At 75.5% G+C, this 24184-nt stretch carries 3 protein-coding genes; all 3 read left to right on the forward strand.

Annotated elements, in window-relative coordinates; genetic code table 11:
- The first annotated feature begins 45 nt into the window (after positions 1 to 45).
- From HYE82_RS10615 to HYE82_RS10625, 3 genes are read left to right on the forward strand one after another with little or no spacing between them, the layout of a single operon-like run.
- A complete protein-coding gene (locus HYE82_RS10615) occupies positions 46 to 7959 on the forward strand; it encodes a non-ribosomal peptide synthetase (RefSeq protein ID WP_179173724.1) in 7914 nt (2637 codons plus the stop codon).
- Complete coding sequence (locus HYE82_RS10620; protein ID WP_179173725.1) at positions 7956 to 22718, forward strand: non-ribosomal peptide synthetase; 14763 nt, start codon at positions 7956 to 7958, stop codon at positions 22716 to 22718. The genes HYE82_RS10615 and HYE82_RS10620 overlap by 4 nt, the downstream gene beginning before the upstream one ends.
- 32 nt (positions 22719 to 22750) lie before the next feature.
- Positions 22751 to 24145 carry an enoyl-CoA hydratase/isomerase family protein gene (locus tag HYE82_RS10625; protein ID WP_218782471.1) on the forward strand — a complete coding sequence of 465 codons (1395 nt, stop codon included), beginning with the start codon at positions 22751 to 22753 and terminating at the stop codon, positions 24143 to 24145.
- Positions 24146 to 24184: the final 39 nt, after the last annotated feature.

Here is a 24184-nt window from a genome sequence, read left to right on the forward strand (position 1 = left end):
CCGGCCCGTCGGGCTGCGGCGGCCGGCTCGACAGGAGGGGAAGAGATGAGTGGTGCCAAGGTCGCGTCCATGGCCCTCACCGACGCACAGCTCGGTGTCTGGTTCGCCCAGGCCAGGGACCCGCACAGCACGGCGTTCAACACCGGCGAGTACGTCGATCTGACGGGCCCGCTGGACGCCGGGCGGTTCACCGCGGCCGTGCGCGCCGCGGTCGAGGCCACCGAGGCCCTGCGGCTGCGCTTCCACACCCGCGCCGACGGCGAGGTCCGCCAGCGGGTCGTCCCCGCGGACGAGCTGGCCTGGGAACTGCGGCACGTCGACGTCAGCGCCGAACCCGACCCGGAGGCCGCCGCCGACGACCTGATCCGCCGGCAGCTGGCCGCACCGATGGCCGTCGACGGCGAAGGACCGCTGTTCGAGCAGGTCCTGTTCACCCTCGGCCCCGGCCGCCACCGCTGGTTCCAGCAGGTCCACCACCTGCTGCTCGACGGCTACGGGCTGCGCCTGGTGGCCCGGCGCGTCGCCGACGCGTACAACGGCGCGGGCACGCCGGCCGAGGCGGACGACCTCGCCGCCCTGGTCGAGGCCGAGAGCGCCTACCGGGCGTCGCGCGGCCACGCCCGCGACCGCGCGTACTGGCTCGCCTCCTGGGCGGACCGCCCGGAGGCACCCACCCTGGGCACCGGCACCGGCACCGGCACCGGCGCCCGCGACGACGCCCCGGCGGCCGCCGAAGGCGGTGCCGCGCCGCTGCGCCGCACGGTGTTCCTGCCGGCGGCCGTCCGGGAGGGCCTGGACGCGCTCGCCCACACCGCCCGGACCGGCTGGCAGATGGCCGCGCTCGCCGCCGTCGCCCTCTACGCCCGGCGCCTGACCGGCGCCGGGGAGGCCGTGCTGGGGCTCCCGGTCACCAACCGGCGCTCCGGCGCGGCCCGCCGCACCCCCGCCATGCTCGCCAACGTGCCGCCGTTGCGGGTGCCCGCCCGGCCCGGCACCGACCTCACCGGCCTGGTCGCCGAGGTCCGCGACCGGGTCGCCGAGGTGCTGCGCCACCAGGGCTACCCCTACGCCGAACTCCGCCGCGAACTGGGGCTGCTGGCGCAGGACCGCCGCCTGCACTCGATCGTCGCCAACATCATGCCGTTCGACCACGGCCTGGACTTCGAAGGCACCGAGGCGCAGGTCCACCCGGTGTCGACCGGCCCCGTCGAGGACCTCAAGTTCTCGGTGTACGAGCGCCCCGGCGGCGCCGGCCTGCGGATCGACGTCGAAGCCGACGCCCTGCACCACCGCGAGGAGGAGGTCGCCGCCCACCTCGCCCGCCTCACCGCCCTGCTGCGGTCCTTCGCCACCGCCGACCCCGCGTTGCCCAGCGGCCGGCTGGACGTCCTCGCCCCGGGCGAGCACCCGCAGGCCGCCGCCGAGCCGTCCGCCGCCGAGCCGTCCGCCGCCGAGCCGTCCGCCGCGGACCGCCCTGCCGCGCTGCCCGCCCTGTTCGAGGCGCAGGCCGCCCGTACCCCGCAGGCCGTCGCCGTCGTCGACGGCGACCGGCAGCTCACCTACCGCGAACTCGACGCCAGGGCCAACCGCCTCGCCCACCTGCTGACCGCCCGCGGCGCCGGCCCCGAGCGGACCGTCGCACTCGCCCTGCCGCGCTCGGCCGACCTGGTCGTCGCCCTGCTCGCGGTGGTCAAGACCGGTGCCGCCTACCTGCCGCTGGACCCGGACTACCCGGCCGAGCGGCTGGCGTACATGCTGGCCGACGCCGGCCCGTCCGTGATCGTCGCGACGGCCGCCGCCCCGGTCACCGCCCCCGACGGCACGGCCCTGGTCCTCCTCGACGACGAGCCGCAGGCCGGCCTGCCGGACACCGCCCCGCGTACCGAGCACGACCCCCGCCACCCCGCGTACGTCATCTACACCTCCGGCTCCACCGGCCGGCCCAAGGGCGTGGTCGTCACCCACCGCAACGTGGTGCGGCTGTTCACCGCCGCGCAGCGGCACTTCGGCTTCGGCCCGGCGGACGTGTGGACGCTGTTCCACTCCTACGCCTTCGACTTCTCGGTGTGGGAGATCTGGGGCCCGCTCCTGCACGGCGGCCGCCTGGTAGTCGTCCCCTACTCCGTCAGCCGTTCCCCCGGAGCCTTCCTCGACCTGCTGGCCGAGCAGCGGGTCACCGTGCTCAACCAGACGCCGTCCGCCTTCTACCAGCTGATCGAGGCCGACCGGGAGCGGCCGCGGCCCACCGCCCTGCCGGCCCTGCGGCACGTCGTCTTCGGCGGCGAGGCCCTGGACGCGTCCCGGCTCGGCAGCTGGTACGAGCGCCACGGCCACACCGCGGTGCTGTCCAACATGTACGGGATCACCGAGACCACGGTGCACGTCACCCACACCGCCCTCGACGGACCGGACGGCGCACCCGGCGCCGTCGGCGCCCCCCTCGCGGACCTCCGCGCCCACGTGCTGGACGGCGCGCTGCGCCCGGTGCCGCCGGGCGTCACCGGCGAGCTGTACGTCGCGGGCCCCGGCCTCGCCCGCGGCTACCTCGGCCGCCCCGCCCTCACCGCCGAGCGGTTCGTCGCCGACCCCTTCGCGCCCGCCGGCGACCCCGGTGCGCGCATGTACCGCACCGGCGACCTGGTGCGCCGCCGCGCCGACGGCACCCTGGAGTACGTCGGCCGCGGCGACCACCAGGTGAAGATCCGCGGGTTCCGCATCGAGCTCGGCGAGATCGAGGCGGCGCTCGCCGCACTGCCCTCGGTGGCCCACGCCGCGGTGACCGTCCGCGAGGACACCCCGGGCGACCGGCGGCTCGCGGCGTACGCCGTCCCGGCCGACGGCGCACCGGCCGACCCGGCGGCCTGGCGCCGCGAGCTCGCCGCCGTACTGCCCGCCCACCAGCTGCCGGCCTCGTTCACCCCGCTCGACGCGATCCCGCTCACCGCCAACGGCAAGCTCGACCGCGCCGCCCTGCCCGCCCCGGCCGCCGCCGCGGCGGAGGGCACGAAGGAAGCCGCCGCCGGGCCGCTGGAGGAACTGCTGTGCGGCCTGTTCGCACGCGTCCTGGGCGTACCCGAGGTCGGACCGCGGGGCGACTTCTTCGCCCTCGGCGGGCACTCGCTGATCGCCAACCGGCTGCTCTCCGCCGCCCGTTCCGAGCTCGGCGTCGAGCTGACCATCCAGGACCTCTTCGACCGGCCCACCCCCGCCGGCCTCGCCCGGCTCGCCCGGGGCGCCGACACCGCCCGCCCGCGGCTGCGGCCCGCCGGCGACCCGGACGGACCGGCCGTCCTCTCGCCCGCCCAGCAGCGGATGTGGGTGATACGCGAGGTCGAGGGCCGCGCCCCGACGTACAACATGCCGCTGGCGCTGCGGCTCACCGGCACACTGGACCGCGCCGCCCTGCACGCCGCCCTCGGCGACCTGATCGGCCGCCACGAGACCCTGCGCACGGTCTGCCCGGCCGGACCGGACGGCCCGCAGCCCCGGGTGCTGCCGCTCGACGAGGTCCCGCCGTGGCTGTCCGAGACCGAGGTGGCCGAGCCGGAGCTGGCGCAGGCCCTCACCGCGGCCGCCCGCGAACCGTTCGACCTCGACACGCAGATCCCGCTGCGCGCCCACCTGTTCACGCCGGCCCCCGGCGAGCACGTCCTGCTGCTGGTGCTGCACCACATCGCCGGGGACGGCTGGTCGCTGCGCCCGCTCTTCGGCGACCTCGCCGCCGCCTACGACGCCCGCTCCACGGGCACCGCACCCCGCCGCGAGCCGCTGGGCGTCACCTACCGGGACTTCGCGCTCTGGCAGCGCGAACTGCTCGGCGACGAAAGCGACCCGGCCTCCCTGGGCGCCCGCCAGCTCGACCACTGGACCAGCGCCCTGGCCGGCCTGCCCGACCAGCTCCAGCTCCCCTACGACCGCCCCCGCCCGCCGGTCGCCCGGCACCGCGGCGGCTCCGTGCCGCTGGCCGTCGGCCCCGCGCTGCACGCGCAGCTCGACCGGCTCGCCCGCACCGGCGGCGCCACCGTCCACATGGTCCTCCAGGCCGCCCTGGCCGCACTGCTCACCCGGCTCGGCGCCGGCACCGACATCCCGATCGGCTGCCCGACCGCCGGCCGGGACGAGGAGGCCCTCGACGGGCTCGTCGGCTTCTTCGTCAACCCCGTCGTGGTCCGCGCCGACACCTCCGGCGACCCCGCCTTCACCGACCTGCTCACCCGCGTACGCACCACCGCGCTGGCCGCCTACACCCACCAGGACGTGCCCTTCGACCGCGTGGTGGAGCGCCTCCAGCCGGCCCGCTCCGCCGCCCGGCACCCGCTGTTCCAGGTGGTGCTCTCGTACCAGGAGTCCGAGGCCAGGCCGCGGCTGGCCGGACTCGCCGTCCGCCGCGAACCGGTCGACTTCGGCGTGGCCAAGTTCGACCTCACCTTCAACCTGGTCGAGCACCGCGACGACGCGGGCGCCCCCGACGGCATCCACGGCGACCTCGAGTTCGACCTCGACCTGTTCGACCCCGCGACCGCGCAGGCCCTCGCCCGCCGGCTGCTCGCCCTGCTGCAGGCCGCAGCCGCCCGCCCCGAACTGCCGATCAGCCGGTTCGACCTGGTCGACGACACCGAGCGGGCCATGCTGCGCCGCTGGAACGACACCGCCGCCCCGGTCCCGGACACCGGCCTCGCCGAGCTGTTCACCGCCCAGGCGCGCCGCACCCCCGACGCGACGGCCGTCGTGGCCGGAGGCACCGAGCTGACCTACGCCCAGCTGGACGCCCGGGCCGGCGCCCTCGCCGCCCGGCTGACCGCCCTCGGCATCGGCCCGGAGAGCCCCGTCGCCGTGCTCCAGGAACGCTCCGCGGACCTGGTGGTGTCCCTCCTGGCCGTACTGCGGGCCGGCGGCTTCTACGTCCCGCTCAACCACCGCAACCCGGCCTCCCGGATGAGCCAGATCATGACCATGGCCGGGGCCCGCGTCCTGCTGACCGACCGGGCCGCGGACGCGAGGCACCGCTGCCACGAGTGGGCCGGACAGGCCGAGGTGGTCGTGGTGGACGGCCCACCGCCCGCCTCCGCCCCCGCCGCGTCGGCGCCCGCCGCCGCGGTCGTCCCGAGCCACCCCGACCGGCTGGCGTACGTGATGTACACCTCCGGCTCCACCGGCACGCCCAAGGGCGTCGCCATCACCCACCGCGACGTCGCCGTGCTCGCCGCCGACCGCTGCTGGCGCACCGGCAACCAGCAGCGGGTGCTGCTGCACTCCCCGTACTCGTTCGACACCTCGCAGTACGAGCTGTGGGTGCCGCTGCTGTCCGGCGGGACCGTCGTGGTCGCCCCGCCCGGGGACCTCGACACCGCCGCCCTGCGCGAGGCCGTCACCCGCGGCCGGGTCACCGGCATGTGGCTCACCTCCGGGCTGTTCAACCTGCTCGCCGAGGAGAGCCCCGAATGCTTCCGCGGCGTGCGCGAGGTGTGGACCGGGGGCGACGTGGTGTCGCCCGCGGCCGTCACCCGGGTCCTGGCCGCCTCCCCGGACACGCTGGTCGTCGACGGCTACGGCCCGACCGAGACCACGACCTTCGCCACCCACCACTTCATGCGCGCCCCGTGGACCGAGGAGACCACCGTCCCCATCGGCAGCCCGCTCGACAACACCACCTGCCACGTCCTCGACGAGCGGCTGCGCCCGGTCCCGCCGGGAGTCACCGGCGAGCTCTACATCGGCGGCGCCCGCCTCGCCCGCGGCTACCTCGGCCGCCCCGACGCCACCGCCGAACGGTTCGTCGCCGACCCGTCCGGCACGCCCGGCGCCCGCATGTACCGCACCGGCGACCTGGTGCGCCGCCGCGCCGACGGCATCCTCGAGTTCCTCGGCCGCGCCGACCACCAGGTCAAGGTCCGCGGCTTCCGCATCGAACTCGGCGAGATCGAGTCCGTCCTCGGCCGCCACCCCGCCGTCGCGCAGAGCGCCGTACTGGTCCGCGAGGACCGCCCCGGCGACAAGCGCGTCACCGCCTACGTGGTGCCGGCCGCCGCAGCCGCGGCCGAGGCCGGCGAACTGCGCCGCCACGTCGCCTCGTCCCTGCCCGACTACATGGTCCCGGCCGCCGTCGTCCTGCTCGACCGGCTGCCCCTGACCCCCAACGGCAAGCTCGACCGCCGGCAGCTGCCCGTCCCCGAGTTCGCGCCCGCAGGCGACCACCGGGCCCCGGCCACCCCCCGCGAGGAACTGCTCGCCGGCCTGTTCGCCGACGTCCTCGGCCTGGAGCAGGTCGGCACCCACGACAGCTTCTTCGACCTCGGCGGCGACAGCATCATGGCGATCCAGCTGGTCGGCCGGGCCCGCCGTTCGGGCCTCCTGCTGTCACCCGCACAGGTCTTCGAGCACAAGACCGTCGCCGCCCTGGCCGCCGTCGCCACCGCGACCGCCGAGGCCGAGCCGGCCCACGGCACCGCCCGGGAGGACGACCAGGCCTGGGGCGACGTACCGCTCACCCCGGTCATGCACTGGCTGCGCGAACGCGGCGGCCCCGTCGAGGCGTTCAGCCAGTCCCTGCTCGTCCGGGTACCGGCCGGGCTCGGCGAACAGCGCATCGCCGCCGCCCTGCGCACCCTCGCCGACCAGCACGACATGCTGCGAGCCGTCCTGTCCGCCGACCCGGACAGCGGCTGGCGGATGCGCATCGACCCGCCCGGCGGCGGCACCGCGGGCGACTGGGTCCGCCGGGTCGACACCGACGGCCGCACCGACGACGCACTGCGCACCCTGATCGCCGCCGAGGCGGCGGCCGCCCGCAGCCGGCTCGACCCCTGGTCGGGCGTGATGGGACAGGCCGTCTGGTTCGACGCCGGCCCGGACCGGCCCGGACGCCTGCTGCTCACCCTCCACCACCTGGTGGTCGACGGCGTGTCCTGGCGCATCCTGCTGCCCGACCTGGAGGCCGCCTGGCGCGCCGCGACCGGGGACACCGCCCCGCGTCCGGCCCCCGCCGGCACCTCCTTCCGCAGCTGGGCCCGGCACCTGGCCGCCGAGGCCGCCCGCCCCGCCCGCACCGCCGAACTCGAACTGTGGAGCAGCCGCCTGGCGGCGCCCGCCCTGCCGGTCACCGGCCGGCCGCTCGACCCCGCCCGGGACACCGCCGCCACCGCACGCAGCCTCACCCTGACCCTGCCGGCGGCCGCCACCGAGCCCCTGCTCACCACCGTGCCCGCCACGTTCCACGCCAAGGTCGACGACGTCCTGCTCACCGCCTTCGCGCTCGCCGTCGCCGACTGGCGGGCCCGCCGCGGCCTCGGAGACGCCCCGGCCGTCCTGCTCGACCTGGAGGGCCACGGCCGTGAACCGGGCGACAGCGGCGCCGACCTGTCCCGCACCGTCGGCTGGTTCACCAGCCTCTACCCCGTACGGCTCGACGTCGGCCCGCTCGACCGCCGCGACGCACTGTCCGGCGGCCCCGCGGCCGGGCAGGCCGTCAAACGCGTCAAGGAACAGCTGCGGGCCCTCCCCGACGGCGGCCTCGGCCACGGCCTCCTGCGCCACCTGAACGCCGACACCGCGCCGCGCCTGGCCGCACTGCCGAAGCCCGACCTCGGCTTCAACTACCTGGGCCGCTTCCAGGAGCCGGACGGGCCGGCCGCCGAATGGACCGTCACCCCCGACGCCGAGTCCCTCGGCGAGGGCACCGACCCCGGCCTGCCGATGGCCCACGCCGTCGAGGTGAACGCCCTCACCCTGGACGGCCCCGGCGGCCCCCGCCTGACCGCCACCTGGAGCTGGCCGCAGCACCTGCTGGACGAGGACTCCGTACGCGAGCTCGGACAGAGCTGGTTCCGCGCCCTGGAAGCCCTGACCGCCCACGCCGAGCGCCCCGACGCCGGCGGGCACACCCCGTCCGACCTCTCCCTGGTCTCCCTGAACCAGGCCCAGATCGACCGACTCGAAGCCATGTGGAAGGTTGCCCGATGATGCACAACGGCCTCGCCGACGTCCTGCCGCTGTCGCCGCTTCAGGAGGGGCTCCTGTTCCAGGTCCAGTACGACCGGGACGGGGTGGACGTCTACAACGTCCAGATGGTCCTCGAACTGCGCGGCCCGCTCGACACGGACGGCCTGCGGGCCGCCGTCCAGGGCCTGCTGCGCCGCCACCCCAATCTGCGGGCCGGCTTCTGGCAGCAGGACATGGACCAGCCCGTCCAGTTCGTGCCGCACCACGTCGAACCGGACTGGCAGGAGCTCGACCTCACCGCCCTCGACCCGGCGGCCCGCGAGGACGCGCTCACCCGGTTCGTCGCCGAGGACCGCGCCCGCCGATTCGACCCGGCCAGGCCGCCGCTGCTGCGCCTGGGCCTCGCCGCGCTCGGCCCCGACCACCACACCCTCGTGCTGACCACCCACCACCTCCTCATGGACGGCTGGTCGATGCCCCTGATGGTGCGCGAGCTGTTCCAGCTGTACGAGCGCGGCGGCGACGACCGCGGCATGCCCGCCGCACCGCCGTACCGCACGTACCTGGCCTGGCTGGCCGGGCGCGACCGGGACGCCGCCCTCGAAGCGTGGCGCGGCTACCTGGCCGGCCTGGAAGCCCCGACCCTGGTCGGCGGGTCCGGCCGGAAGAGCCGGGACGCCGCCGCCTCCGGAGAGCTGCCCGGCCAGCTCTGGTACGAGCTGGACGCCCCCGCGTCGGCCGCAGTGGCCGCCGCCGCCCGCTCCCGCGGCCTGACCCTGAACACCGTGGTGCAGGGCGCCTGGGCGGTGCTGGTCGGCCACCTGCTGGGCCGCGACGACGTGGTCCTCGGCGCGACCATGGCCAACCGCCCGCCGGAGATCCCCGGCATCGAGTCCACCATCGGCATGTTCATCAACACCCTGCCGGTCCGCGTGGCACTGCGCCCCGCCGAGCCGTTCGCCGACCTGCTCGCCCGGGTCCAGCGGGAGCAGGCCGCGCTCATCGACCACCGGCACATGCCGCTCGCCGAGATCCAGCGGACCGCCGGCCACGGCGAACTCTTCGACTCCGCGGTCGTGTTCGAGAACTACCCGCTCGACCCGGCCGTCCTGCGCGCCGAGAGCCGCGGGCTGCGGCTGGCCGACTTCCAGGTCGGCGACGCCACCCACTTCGCCCTGACCCTGCTCGCCATCCCGGGCGAGCGGATCCGCTTCCGCCTCGACCACCGCGCCGACGTGCTGGACACCGCCGGCGCCCGCACCCTGCTGGAGCGGCTGGAACAACTGCTCGCCGGCTTCGCCGCCGACCCCGACCGCCCGGTGGGCAGGCTCGAACTGCTCTCCGCCACCGAGCACCACCAGCTCGTCGAGGGCCGGAACGCGACCGGCCGCGCCGTGTCCGACCGCACCCTGCCCGAGCTGTTCGAGGAGCAGGCCGCCCGGACCCCGCAGGCCACCGCCCTCGCCTTCGAGGGCCGCACCGTCGACTACGCCGACCTGAACAGCCGGGCCAACCGCCTCGCCCGCCGCCTGGCCGCCCGCGGTGCCGGACCGGAGCAGACCGTCGCACTGCGCCTGCCCCGCTCCGTCGAGCTGTACGTCGCCGTGCTGGCCGTGCTCAAGACCGGCGCCGCCTACCTGCCCATCGACCCGGAGTACCCGGCCGACCGGATCGCCGCCATGCTGGAGGACGCCCGTCCGGCCCTGGTCCTCACCGAGGAGGACCTCGCAGAGGACGACCTTGCCGAGGCCCTCGCCGGGCTCCCCGACGGCAACCTGACCGACGCCGAGCGGACGGCGCCGCTGACCCCGGCCCACCCCGCGTACGTCATCTACACCTCCGGCTCCACCGGCCGCCCCAAGGCCGTCGTCATGCCCGGCGCAGCCCTCGTCAACCTGCTCGCCTGGCACCGCCGGGAGATCCCCGCCGCCGCCGGCACCACCGTGGCACAGTTCGCCTCGCTCAGCTTCGACGTGGCCGCCCAGGAGATCCTCTCCGCCCTGCTGTACGGCGCCACCCTCGCCGTCCCCGCCGACGCGGTACGCCGCGACGCGGCCGCGTTCGCCGCCTGGCTGGAGGAGTACCGGGTCAACGAGCTGTACGCGCCCAACCTGGTCATCGAGGCGCTCGCCGAGGCCGCCGCCGAACACGGCCGCACCCTGCCCGACCTGCGGCACATCGCCCAGGCCGGAGAGGCGCTCACCGCAGGCCCGCGCGTCCGCGACTTCTGCGCGGCCGTTCCCGGCCGGCGCCTGCACAACCACTACGGACCGGCCGAGACCCACGTCATGACCGGCATCGAACTCCCGGCCGATCCGGGTGGGTGGCCGGAGCCGGTGCCGATCGGCGGTCCGGTGGACAATGCGCGGTTGTACGTGCTGGACGGGTTCCTGCGTCCGGTGCCGCCGGGTGTGGTGGGTGAGCTGTACCTGGCGGGTGCGGGTGTCGCGCGCGGTTACCTGAACCGTCCGGGTCTGACGGCGGAGCGGTTCGTCGCCGATCCGTTCGGCGGGCCGGGTACGCGGATGTACCGCACGGGTGACCTGGCGCGGTGGAACGCGTCGGGTGTGCTGGAGTTCGCCGGTCGTGCGGATCACCAGGTGAAGATCCGGGGGTTCCGGATCGAGCCGGGTGAGGTGGAGAGCGTGCTGGCGGGGCAGCCGGGTGTGGCCCGGGCCGCGGTGCTGGCGCGGGAGGACCGGCCGGGGGAGCGGCGGCTGGTGGCGTATCTGGTCGCGGCGGCGGGTGCGGTGCCGGATCCGGGTGTGCTGCGTGAGGCGTTGGGGCGGGTGTTGCCGGCGTTCATGGTGCCGTCGTCGTTCGTGGTGTTGGAGGCGTTGCCGCTGACGCCGAACGGGAAGCTGGACCGGGCGGCGCTGCCGGCGCCGGGCCGGTCGGCGGACGGCCGGGGTGTGCCGCGCACGCCGCAGCAGGAGATCCTGGCGTCGTTGTTCGCGGAGGTGCTGGGCCTGGCGAAGGTGGGGATCCACGAGGACTTCTTCGACCTGGGCGGGCACTCGCTGCTCGCGACCAGGCTGACCAGCCGGATCCGTACCGTCCTCGGAGCCGAGATCGCCGTCCGCGACCTGTTCGAGGCACCCACCGTCGCCGCCCTCGCCGAGACCCTCGACGAGGCCCGCGAGGTCCGCCCCGCCCTGCGCGCCGCCGACCGCCCCGAACACGTCCCGCTGTCCTTCGCCCAGCGGCGCCTGTGGTTCCTGGACCGCCTGGAAGGGCCCAACTCCACCTACAACATCCCGCTCGCCCTGCGCCTGCGCGGCGAGCTGGACCGGCCGGCACTGCAGCAGGCCCTCGCCGACCTGGCGCACCGCCACGAAAGCCTGCGCACCGTCTACCCGAGCCAGGACGGCCGGCCGTACCAGCACGTCCTCGCACCCCACCTGGCCGAGCCCGGGATCGACGTCGTGCCCGCCGACGAGGCCGGGCTCGCCGACCTGCTGGCCGAGGCCGCCCGCCACGAGTTCGACGTCACCGCCGAAACGCCGCTGCGCGCCACGCTGTTCACCCTCGCACCGGACGAGCACGTGCTGCTCCTGCTGCTGCACCACATCGCCGGCGACGGCTGGTCGCTCGCCCCCCTCACCCGCGATCTGACCCGCGCCTACGCCGCACGCCGCAACGGCGCCGCCCCCGACTGGGAGCCCCTCCCGGTCCAGTACGCCGACTACACCCTCTGGCAGCAGGAGATGCTCGGCTCGCCGGACGACCCCGACAGCCTCGGCGCCCGCCAGCTCGACCACTGGGCCCGGTCCCTGGCCGGCGCCCCCGAGCAGCTGGAACTCCCCACCGACCACAGCCGCCCGGCAGCCGCCGGCCACCACGGCCGCACCGTCCCGTTCCACCTCGGGCCCGAGCTGCACGAGCGCCTCACCGCCCTGGCCAGGTCCTGCGACGCCAGCCTGTTCATGGTCCTGCACGCCGCGTTCGCCACCCTGCTCACCAAGCACGGCGCGGGCACCGACATCCCGATCGGCAGCCCCATCGCCGGCCGCACCGACGAAGCCCTCGACGACCTGGTCGGGTTCTTCGTCAACACCCTCGTCCTGCGCACCGACACCTCCGGCGACCCGACCTTCCGCGAACTCGTGGCACGGACCCGCGCCACCGACCTGGCCGCCTACGCGCACCAGGACCTGCCCTTCGAGAAGCTCGTCGAGACCCTCAACCCTCAGCGCTCGCTCGCCCGCAACCCGCTGTTCCAGGTGCTGCTGGCCTTCCAGAGCATGCCCGCGGCACAGCCCGTACTGGCCGGCCTCGACGTCGTCCACGAGCCGGTCCGCGTCGGATTCGCCAAGTTCGACCTGGCGCTGGCCGTGGCCGAGGAACGGCACGCCGACGGCCGCCGATCGCTGCGCGGCGACTGGGAGTTCAGCACCGACCTGTTCGAGCAGGCCACGGTGGAAGCCCTCGGGGCCAGGCTCGTCGCCCTGCTGGAGTCGGTCGCCGCCGACCCCGACCAGCCGATCGGCCGGGTGGGCGTCCTCGACCCGGCCGAGCGCCACCGGATCCTCCACACCTGGAACGACACCTCCCGCCCCGGCGCGGACGCCACCTGGCCGGAGCTGTTCCAGGCCCGCGCCGCCGAGCACCCCGACGCCGTCGCCCTCGTCTGGGAGGGCACGGAGACCGGCTACGGCGACCTGAACACCCGGGCCAACCGGCTCGCCCGGCTGATGGCCGCGCGGGGCATCGGCCCGGAGCAGGTGGTGGCCCTGTCGCTGCCCCGCTCCGCCGACCTGATCGTCTCCGTCCTCGCCGTGCTGAAGACCGGCGCCGCCTACCTGCCGGTCGACCCCGCCTACCCGGCCGAGCGGATCGCCTACCTGCTCCAGGACGGCGCCCCCGCGCTCGTCCTCACCGACACCTCCGTCGCGGCCGGCCTGCCCGGCGGCGTGCCGCAGCTGCTCGTCGACCAGGTCAGCCTGGACGGCGTCCCCGGCCACGACCTCACCGATGCCGAGCGCACGGCACCGCTGCACCCGCTGCACCCTGCCTACGTCATCTACACCTCGGGCTCCACCGGCCTGCCCAAGGGCGTGCCCGTGCCCCACCGCAGCGTGGCGTCCGTCCTCGTCCCGCTGATCGACGAGTTCGGCCTCGGTCCCGGCAGCAGGGTCCTGCAGTTCGCGTCGATCAGCTTCGACGCCGCCCTGTGGGAGATCACCCTCGCCCTGCTGTCCGGCGCCGCCCTCGTGGTCGCACCGGCCGAGCAGCTCCGGCCCGGCCCCGCCCTGGCCGAGCTCGTGGCCCGGACCGGCACCACCTTCCTCACCCTCCCGCCGACCGCCCTCGCGGTCCTCGCCGACGGCGCCCTGCCGCCCGGCGCGGACCTCGTCGTCGCCGGCGAGGCGACCTCCCCCGACCAGGTCGGACGCTGGTCCGCAGGCCGCCGCATGACCAACGCCTACGGGCCCACCGAGGCCGCCGTCTGCACCACCATCAGCGCCCCCCTCGCCGGCGCCGTCGTGCCCCCGATCGGCCGGCCCGTCCCCAACGCCCGCGTCTACGTCCTCGACGCGCTGCTCCAGCCGGTACCGCCCGGCGTGGTCGGCGAGCTGTACCTGGCCGGCGGCGGCCTGGCCCGCGGCTACCGCAACCGGCCCGGCCTGACCGCGGAGCGGTTCGTGGCCGACCCGTTCGGCGCGCCCGGCACCCGCATGTACCGCACCGGCGACCTGGCGCGCCGGCGTGCCGACGGCGAGCTGGAGTTCGCCGGCCGCACGGACCACCAGGTGAAGATCCGCGGGTTCCGCATCGAGCCCGGCGAGGTCGAGGCCGCGCTCGCCGCCCACCCGGCGGTCGAACGCGCCGCCGTCATCGCCGCCCGGCACGAGGACGACCGCCGCCTGGTCGCCTACCTGGTGCCCGCCGAGGCCGGCGCCCCCGCCGACGGCCGCGACCCCGGCCGCGAGCAGAGCCAGCTCGACAGCTGGCAGGAGACCTACGACGAGCACTACGGCGAGCTGACCGGCACCTTCGGCGACGACTTCGCCGGCTGGAACAGCAGCTACACCGGCACCGCCATCCCCGCCGAGGAGATGGACGACTGGCGGGGCGCCAGCGTGGAACGCATCCGCGCCCTGCGCCCGCGCCGGATCCTGGAGATCGGCTGCGGCTCGGGCCTGATCCTCGCCCCGCTGGCCGGCGAGTGCGAGGCGTACTGGGGCACCGACATCTCCCCGGCCGTGGTGGCCCGCCTGCGCGGCCAGGCCGACCGCATGCCCGAACTCGCCGGGAAGGTCGAACTGCGGGCCCAGCCCGCACACGTCCTCGACGGCCTGCCCCGCGGGTTCTTCGACACCGTCGTGCTCAACTCCGTCGTGCAGTACTTCCCCAACGCCGACTACCTGGCGGACGTCCTCACCGGCGTCCTGGACCTCCTCGCCCCCGGCGGCTCGGTCTACGTCGGCGACGTCCGCAACCACCGGCTGCTGGACACCTTCCGCACCGCCGTCGAACTGCGCCGGGCCGGAGCCTTCGCCGACGACGGCGCCGTCCGCCGGGCCGTCGCCCAGAGCACCGCCGGCGAGCCGGAGCTGCTGCTCGACCCCGACTTCTTCACCGTGTTCGCCGCTGCCGCGCCCGCCGTCACCGGTATCGGGCTGGAGGTCCGCCGCGGCCGCCACCACAACGAGATGAGCCGCCACCGCTACGACGTGGTGCTCCGCACCGGCACCCCTGCCGCCCCCGCGGGCGGAGAGGAGACGCTCGGCTGGGACGCCGACCGCACCGGCCCGAACGCCCTCGCCGCGCTGCTGGAGCAGCGCCGGCCCGCGCGCCTGCGCATCACCGACGTCCCCAACCTCCGCCTCGCCCAGGAGAACCGCGCCCGACTGGCCCTGCAGGACGACGGCGCCGCCGCCGCCCTCGCCCGGCTGGACGAGCCGGCCCCCGCCGGCCTCCCCGACCCGGAGGACTTCCACGCCCTCGGCGAACGGCTCGGCTACCGCACCGCCGTCACCTGGTCCGCGGGCCGCGACGGCGCCCTCGACGTGGTGTTCACACTGCCGGAGCTGCTTCAGACGGGCGAGGACGCCGCACCGTACCGCCCGACCGCCCCGGCCGGCACCCCGCTCGCCACCCTGGCCAACGACCCCGGCCGGGCCCACAGCGGCGGCGAACTGGCCGCCGAGGTCCGGGCCCACGCCGAGCGGATGCTCCCCGCACACATGGTCCCCGCCGCGTTCGTCGTCCTCGAGGACCTGCCGCTCACCCCCAACGGCAAGCTCGACCGCGCCGCGCTGCCCGCCCCCGACTGGGACGCCGACGCCGCCGGTCAGGCCCCCCGCAACCAGCGCGAGGAGATCCTCAGCTCCCTGTTCGCCGAAGTCCTCGGCCTGCCCAAGGTGGGTGTCGACCGGGACTTCTTCGCACTCGGCGGCCACTCGCTGCTCGCCACCCGGCTGCTCAGCCGGATCCGCGCCGTCCTCGGCACCGAACTGGCCGTCCGCGACCTCTTCGAGGCGCCGACCGTCGCCGCCCTCGCCACCCTGCTCGGCAACGCCCAGGGCGTCCGCCCGCCGCTGCGCCCCGTGGAGCGGACCGGCCCGCTGCCGCTGTCCTTCGCCCAGTACCGGCTGTGGTTCCTGCACCGCCTGGAAGGCCCGGGAGCGACCTACAACATCCCGATGAGCCTGCGACTGACCGGCGGGCTCGACGCCGCCGCGCTGGCCGAGGCGCTCGCCGACGTGACCGCCCGCCACGAGACCCTGCGCACGCTCTACCCGGAGACCGACGGCGTACCGCACCAGATGGTCCTCCCGCCCGGCGAGGCCCGCCCCGCCCTGCGCACGGTGGACACCACCGAGGCCGACGCGGACGCGCTGATGGCCGCCGAGGCCGGCCTCGGCTTCGACCTCGCCACCGAACTCCCGCTGCGCGCCACGCTGTACCGGCTGTCACCGGACGAGCACGTCCTGCTGCTGGTGCTGCACCACATCGCCGGCGACGGCTGGTCGTGGCGGCCCCTCGCCCGCGACCTGTCCACGGCCTACGCGGCCCGCGTCGAGGGCCGCGCCCCGGACCACGCGCCGCTGCCCGTCCAGTACGCGGACTACACCCTGTGGCAGCGCGACCTGCTCGGCGACGAGAACGACCCGGACAGCCGGTACGCCCGCCAGCTCGACCACTGGACCGGCGCACTCGCCGACCTGCCGGAGATGCTGGAACTCCCGCTGGACCACCCGCGCCCGGCCGTGATCAGCTACCGCGGCGACCAGGTCCCCTTCACGGTGCCCACCGCACTGCACCGGCGGCTGCTCGCCCTGGCCGCCGACACCCGGGCCAGCCTGTTCATGGTGCTCCAGGCCGCCTTCGCCGAACTGCTCACCAAGCACGGCGCGGGCACCGACATCCCGATCGGCAGCCCCATCGCCGGCCGCACCGACGAGGCCCTCGACGACCTGGTCGGGTTCTTCGTCAACACCCTCGTCCTGCGCACCGACACCTCCGGCGACCCGACCTTCCGCGAACTCGTGGCACGGGTCCGGGAGGGCGACCTGGCCGCCTACGCGCACCAGGACCTGCCCTTCGAGAAGCTCGTCGAACGGCTCCGCCCGGAGCGCTCCCTCGCCCGCCACCCGCTGTTCCAGGTCATGCTGGCCTTCCTCAGCGACGGCGAGGCCCAACTCGACCTGCCCGGACTGCGCGCGACGCCGGCACCGGTCGGCGTCGGCATCGCCAAGTTCGACCTCCACCTGAGCATGGTCGAGCACCGCGGCGCCGACGGCGGCCCCGCCGGGATCGACGCGGCCCTCGAATTCAGCACCGACCTCTTCGAGCGGTCCACCGCCGAGGCCGTCACCCGGCGCCTGCTGCACCTGCTGGAGCAGGTCACCGCCGACCCGGACCGCCCGCTGAGCGGCATCGACATCCTCGACCCGGCCGAGCGGCACCGCCTGCTGGCGGACTGGAACACGACGAACGGAGCACAGAGCGATGAGTGCATACCGGCGCTGCTTGAGCGTCAGGTGGCGCATACGCCGGATGATGTGGCACTGGTGCACGAGGGTGATCGGCTGACCTACGCCGAGCTGAACGCCCGCGCCAACCGCCTGGCCCGCCGCCTGGTCGCCCGCGGCGCCGGACCGGAGCAGATCGTCGCCCTGGCCCTGCCCCGCTCCGTCGACCTGGTCGTCGCGCTGCTCGCCGTCCTCAAGACCGGCGCCGCCTACCTGCCCGTGGACACCGAGTACCCGGCCGCGCGGATCACCCAGATGCTGGGCGACGCGGAACCGGTGTGCGTCGTCACCGTGCCCGGAGCCTGCGACGGCCTGCCCGACGGGCTGGACCGCCTCGACCCGTCCGACGGCAGCGGCCCGTCCGACGGCCGCACGTCCGGCGGTGACCCGGCCGACGGCAACCTGACCGACGCCGAGCGGACGGCGCCGCTGACCCCGGCCCACCCCGCGTACGTCATCTACACCTCCGGCTCCACCGGCCGCCCCAAGGCCGTCGTCATGCCGCACGCGGGCCTGGCCAACCTGCTCACCTGGCACACCGCCCGCTTCCCGGGCGGACCGGGCGTGCGCACCGCCCAGTACACCGCCATCGGCTTCGACTTCTCGGTCCAGGAGATCCTCTCGCCGCTGGTCATGGGCAAGACCCTGGTCGTCCCGACGGACGCCGTCCGCCGCGACGCCGACGCGCTCGCCGCCTGGCTGGAGGAGCACCGCGTCAACGAACTGTTCGCACCCAACCTGGTGATCGAGGCGCTCGCCGACGCCGCCGCCCGCCGCGGCAGCACCCTGCCCGACCTCACCGACATCCTCCAGGGCGGCGAGGCCCTCACCGCCGGCGAGCAGGTCCGTGAGCTGTACCGGACGCTCCCCGGCCGGCGCCTGCACAACGTCTACGGACCGGCCGAGACCCACGCCGTCACCACCCACACCCTCCCGGCCGATCCGGGTGGGTGGCCGGAGCCGGTGCCGATCGGCGGTCCGGTGGACAATGCGCGGTTGTACGTGCTGGACGGGTTCCTGCGTCCGGTGCCGCCGGGTGTGGTGGGTGAGCTGTACCTGGCGGGTGCGGGTGTCGCGCGCGGTTACCTGAACCGTCCGGGTCTGACGGCGGAGCGGTTCGTCGCCGATCCGTTCGGCGGGCCGGGTACGCGGATGTACCGCACGGGTGACCTGGCGCGGTGGAACGCGTCGGGTGTGCTGGAGTTCGCCGGTCGTGCGGATCACCAGGTGAAGATCCGGGGGTTCCGGATCGAGCCGGGTGAGGTGGAGAGCGTGCTGGCGGGGCAGCCGGGTGTGGCCCGGGCCGCGGTGCTGGCGCGGGAGGACCGGCCGGGGGAGCGGCGGCTGGTGGCGTATCTGGTCGCGGCGGCGGGTGCGGTGCCGGATCCGGGTGTGCTGCGTGAGGCGTTGGGGCGGGTGTTGCCGGCGTTCATGGTGCCGTCGTCGTTCGTGGTGTTGGAGGCGTTGCCGCTGACGCCGAACGGGAAGCTGGACCGGGCGGCGCTGCCGGCGCCGGGCCGGTCGGCGGACGGCCGGGGTGTGCCGCGCACGCCGCAGCAGGAGATCCTGGCGTCGTTGTTCGCGGAGGTGCTGGGCCTGGCGAAGGTGGGGATCCACGAGGACTTCTTCGACCTGGGCGGGCACTCGTTGCTCGCGACCAGGCTGACCAGCCGGATCCGTACCGTCCTCGGAGCCGAGATCGCCGTCCGCGACCTGTTCGAGGCACCCACCGTCGCCGCCCTCGCCGACATCCTCCAGCGGGACGACCGCGGCCGGCGCCCCGCCCCGCGCGCCGCCGACCGCCCCGAACACGTCCCGCTGTCCTTCGGACAGAACCGGCTGTGGTTCCTCAACCGGCTCGGCGGCCCCGACCCCAGCTACAACCTCCCGGTCGCGGTCCGGCTCACCGGCCCGCTCGACGAGGCCGCCCTCGGCGCCGCCCTCGCCGACGTCACCGCCCGGCACGAGAGCCTGCGCACCGTCTTCCCCGACCACGACGGCACGCCCTACCAGCGGGTCCTCACCGGGGACGACGCCCGCCCCGCCCTCGCGGTACGGGCCACCACCCCGCAGGACCTCCCCGGCGACCTCGCCGCCGCGGCACGGTACGGCTTCGACCTCACCCGGGAACTGCCGCTGCGCGCCACCCTGTTCACCCTCGCACCGGAGGAGCACGTGCTGCTCCTGCTGCTGCACCACATCGCCGGCGACGGCTGGTCGCTCGCCCCGCTGGGCCGCGACCTGACCCGCGCCTACCGGGCCCGGCTGGACGGCGGCGCTCCCGACTGGGAGCCGCTCGCCCTCCAGTACGCGGACTACGCGCTGTGGCAGCGCGAGCTGCTCGGCGACGAGGACGCCCCCGACAGCCTGCTGAACCGCCAGCGCGCCCACTGGCAGCAGGCCCTGGCCGGGCTGCCGGAACAGCTCGACCTGCCCGCCGACCGGCCCCGCCCGGCCGTCGCCGGCAACCAGGGCGAGGCCATCCTGCGGACCCTTCCCGCCGATCTCCACCGGGACCTGCTGGCCCTGGCCCGGGAGAACGGCGCGAGCCTGTTCATGGTGCTCCAGGCCGGCCTCGCCGCCCTGCTCACCCGGGTCGGCGCCGGCACCGACATCCCGATCGGCACCCCGGTCGCCGGCCGCACCGACGACGCGCTCGACGACCTCGTCGGACTGTTCATCAACACCCTGGTCCTGCGCACCGACACCTCCGGCGACCCGACCTTCCGCGACCTGCTCGGCCGCGCCCGCGAGACGGCCCTGGCCGCCTACGCGCACCAGGACCTGCCCTTCGAACGGCTCGTGGAGGCCGTCCGCCCGGAGCGGTCGCTCGCCCACCACCCCCTGTTCCAGGTCCTCCTCGCGCTCCAGAACACCCCGGAGGGCGGCCTGTCGCTCCCCGGCGTGACCGTCCGCCCCGAGATGGTCGACCTCGGCGCCGCCAAGTTCGACCTCACCTTCAACCTGGTCGAACGGCACGCCGAGGACGGCACCCCCGGCGGCATCGACGCCATGCTGGAGTACCGCACCGACCTGTTCGACCCGGCCACCGCCGAGGCACTCGCCGACCGCCTGGTGCGGCTGCTGGCGCACGCCGCGGCCGAACCGGACCGGCCGATCGGCCTCCTGCCGATCCTCGACGACGCCGAGCACGAGCGCGCCGTGACCGGCTGGAACGCCACCGCCCACCGGCCGGCACGGCCCGCGGCCACCCTGACCGGCCTCTTCGCCGAGCAGGCCGCCCGCACCCCGGACGCCGTCGCCGTGGCCGCCGGCCCCGAGCGGCTGACGTACCGCGAACTCGACACCCGGGCCAACCGGCTCGCGCACCGGCTGATCGCCGAGGGCGTCCGCCCGGAGACCCCGGTGGCGGTCCTCCAGGAACGCTCCGCCGACCTGGTGGTCTCCACCCTCGCCGTGCTCAAGGCCGGCGGCGTCTACGTCCCCCTGCACACCGGACACCCCGCCGAGCGGATGCGCCAGGTGATCGCCCAGACCGGCGCCCCCCTGCTGCTCACCGACCGCGCCTCGCTGGACCGCCTGCCCGAACCGGGCACCCGCAGCCTGGTCGTCGATGCGCAGACCGCGCAGACCGCGCAGACCGCCGACACCGCCGGCGCCTGGCCCGGCCACGACCCCGCCGTCGCCGCCGCCCCCGACCGGCTCGCCTACGTGATGTTCACCTCCGGCTCCACCGGCGTCCCCAAGGGCATCGGCATCACCCACGGCGACGCCGTCGACCTCGCGCTGGACCGCTGCTGGGAGCCCGGCCCGGACGCGCGGGTCCTGATGCACTCCCCGTACGCGTTCGACATCTCCACCTACGAGCTGTGGAGCCCGCTGCTGTCCGGCGGCCGGATCGTCGTCGCCCCGCCCGGCAACCTGGACGCGGCCGTGCTGCGCCGCGTCGTGGCCGCCGAGGGCGTCACCGCGCTGCTCCTGACGGCCGGCCTCTTCGGGGTCGTCGCCGACGAGGCGCCGGACGTTTTCGCCGGCGTGCCCCAGGTGTGGACCGGCGGCGACGTCGTACCGCCGACCGCCGTGCGCCGCGTCCTGCAGCACTGCCCGGGCACCGTGGTCAAGGTCCTCTACGGACCGACCGAGACCACCCTCGGCTGCACCTGGCACGCGTTCACCGACGCAGGCCAGGTCCCGGATCTCGTGCCGATCGGCCGCCCGCTGGACAACACCCGCGCCTACGTCCTGGACGCGCGGCTCCAGCCCGTGCCCCCCGGTGTCCCCGGCGAGCTGTACATCGCCGGCGCCGGCCTCGCCCGCGGCTACTGGGCACAGCCCGGACGCACCGCGGAGCGGTTCGTCGCCGACCCGTTCGCCCACCGCTTCGACGACACGGGCTCCCGGATGTACCGCACCGGCGACCTGGCGCGCCGCACCGCCGACGGCGTGATCGAGTTCCTCGGCCGCTCCGACGACCAGGTGAAGATCCGCGGTTTCCGGATCGAGCCCGGCGAGGTGGAGAGCGCCCTCGCGCTGGACCCGGAGGTCGCCCGGGCGGCCGTCGTCACCCGCGACGACCGCTCCGGCAGCACCGCCCTGGTGGCGTACGTCCTGCCCGCCGACCCCGCCGCCGCGCCCGACCCGGCCCGGCTCCGCGCGGACCTGGAGGCCAGGCTGCCCGACTACATGGTCCCGTCCGCGTTCGTCGTGCTGGACGCGCTCCCGCTGACCCCCAACGGGAAGCTCGACCGGGACGCCCTGCCCGCACCGCAGTGGGCCGGCCCCGGCACCGGGCGCCTGCCCCGCGACCCCCGCGAGGAACTGCTCTGCGGCCTCTTCGCGGAGGTGCTCGGCCTCGAACGGGTCGGCATCGACGACGGCTTCTTCGAACTGGGCGGCCACTCCATGCTGGCGACCCGGCTGATGGGCCGCATCAACACCGTCCTCGGCACCGAGCTGACCGTACGCACCCTGTTCGAGGCCCCGACCGTGGCGGCCCTGGCAGCCCGCGTCGACGGCCCGCAGACCACGGCCGACCCGTTGGGAGTCATCCTGCCCCTGCGGGCCGAGGGCACCCGGCCGCCGCTGTTCTGCCTGCACCCCGCCGGCGGATTCGGCTGGATCTACTCCGGCCTGCTGCGCCACCTCGACCGCGACCAGCCCGTGTACGCCGTCCAGGCCAGGGGACTGGCGCAGGACGAACCGCTCCCGTCGACCCTGGACGAGATGGCGCAGGACTATGCGGAGCAGATCCGCAAGACCACCCCGAACGGCCCCTACCAGCTCCTCGGCTGGTCCTTCGGCGGACTCCTCGCGCACGCCGTCGCCTCGCGGCTCGAAGCGGAGGGCGCCGAGGTGACCCTGCTCGCCGTCCTCGACGGTTACCCCGGCTCCTACGGCTCCGGCGAGCACCAGGTCGGCGAACAGGAGGTCATGGCCATCCTGCTGAACGCCGCCCAGGTCGACCGGACCGCACTCGGCGACGGGCCGCTCAGCCGCCCGGAGGTCATGGCACTGCTGCGCGAGTCCGGCAGCGCCCTCGCCGGCCTGGACGAGGAGGCCGTCACCAGGATGGTCGCCGTCTTCCTCAACAACACCCGCCTCCTGGAGGGCTTCGTGCCCGGCCGCTTCGGCGGCGACCTGGAGTTCTTCGCGGCCACCCGGAACCGGACCGACCCGACGCTGACGGCCGGCCTGTGGCAGCCGCACATCGGCGGCCTCATCGAGGAGCACCGCCTGGACACCGACCACGCCGGACTCGCCCGGCCCGACGCCCTCGCCGTGATCGGCCGCACCCTGGCCGCCCGGACGCCCCGGCCGACGGCCGCGACGCCCCGATGAGCCCCGCCCCACCGACCCGAACGGAGACCCCCTTGCCTTCCGCCCTCATCGCCGGCGCCGTGCCCGGTACGACCGCCGTCCCGCACACCCCGTACGCCGACGACACCCTCCTGACCGGCGACTTCGCCACCGACCGCGACACGGCCACCGGCCTGCTGCGCACGCTCACCGCCCGTATCACCGAACTGCCGCCCCGGCTCGATCGGACCGAGCAGCAGCAGCGCGCCGCCGACACCCTCCACCGGCGCGCCCGCACCCTGCGCCGGGACTTCCTCGCCCGCCACGCCGAGCACGTCTACACCGAGCTGACGGACGGCCACACCCGCCACCCCCGCCTGGACCGGCTCGCCGAGCTGGCCGCCGACCGCTACCCCGGGCTGGTGCCCGGCCGCGACCTGCTGGCCGCCGACGCCCGGCTCGCCCAGCGCGACAAGGAAGGCTGGGAGATCGACCTCGGCATCTTCTTCCACGCCGTCCTCGACTCCCCCCGCGCCGGCTCCCACCTGCTGTGCAGCATGCTGCGGCCCACCCCCGACGCCCTCGCCGCGCTCCCCGAGTACCGCCGCACGGGCCGGGCCGACCTGAAGCTCGCCACCCTCACCCGCCGCGACGGCATCGCCCACCTGGAGCTGTGCAACGACGCGTACCTCAACGCCGAGGACGACGCCGCCGTCGCCGCCCTGGAGACCGGCACCGACCTGGTGCTGCTCGACGAGGCGAGCCGGGTCGGCGTCCTGCGCGGCGCGCCGATGTCGCACCCCGCCTACCGCGGCCGACGGGTGTTCAGCGCCGGCATCAACCTCACCCACCTCTACCACGGCGAGATCTCCCTCCTCGGCTTCTTCCTGCGCCGCGAGATCGGCTACATCGCCAAGTTCGCCCGCGGCCTGTGCCTGGACGGCGAGGCGGGCGGCGAGCGCTGGTGGCCGCAGGCCGACAAGCCGTGGGTGGGCGCCGTCGACTCCTTCGCGATCGGCGGCGGCATGCAGATCCTGCCCACGCTCGACCGGGTGGTCGCCGCCGACGACTCGTGGTTCAGCCTGCCCGCCATGGAGGAGGGGCTCGTCCCCGGCGTCGCCAACCTGCGGCTCACCGCACTGACCGGAAGCCGGCCCGCCCGCCGGATCGTCCTGTGGGGCCACCGGCTGCGCGCCGGCGACCCCGACGCGGCACTGCTCGTCGACGAGACCGCCCCGGCCGGCGCCATGGACGCCGCCGTCGAGCGGGCCGCCCAGCACCTCGACAACCCCGCCGTCGCCGCCAACCGCCGCATGATGGCCCTCGGCGAGGAGCCGCTGGACCTCTTCCGCCGCTACATGGCCGCCTACGCCCTCGAACAGTCCCGCCGGCTGTACAGCCCGGACCTGATCGCCAACCTGGAGCGGACCTGGATCAGCCGCCGCGCCCGCAGCGGTGGCCAGGGGTGACCGTACTCGAAGCGGCCCCCGCCGGCCCGGCCCCCGCCG

Origin of the sequence: Streptomyces sp. BR123 (assembly GCF_013401435.1) — a bacterium.
In the GTDB taxonomy this organism is placed as follows: Bacteria; Actinomycetota; Actinomycetes; order Streptomycetales; family Streptomycetaceae; genus Streptomyces.

Bases quoted from the DNA above. Each gene is read 5' to 3' on its own strand.
- HYE82_RS10615 (WP_179173724.1), top strand. From the start codon at position 46: ATGAGTGGTGCCAAGGTCGCGTCCATGGCCCTCACCGACGCACAGCTC.
- HYE82_RS10620 (WP_179173725.1), top strand. From the start codon at position 7,956: ATGATGCACAACGGCCTCGCCGACGTCCTGCCGCTGTCGCCGCTTCAG.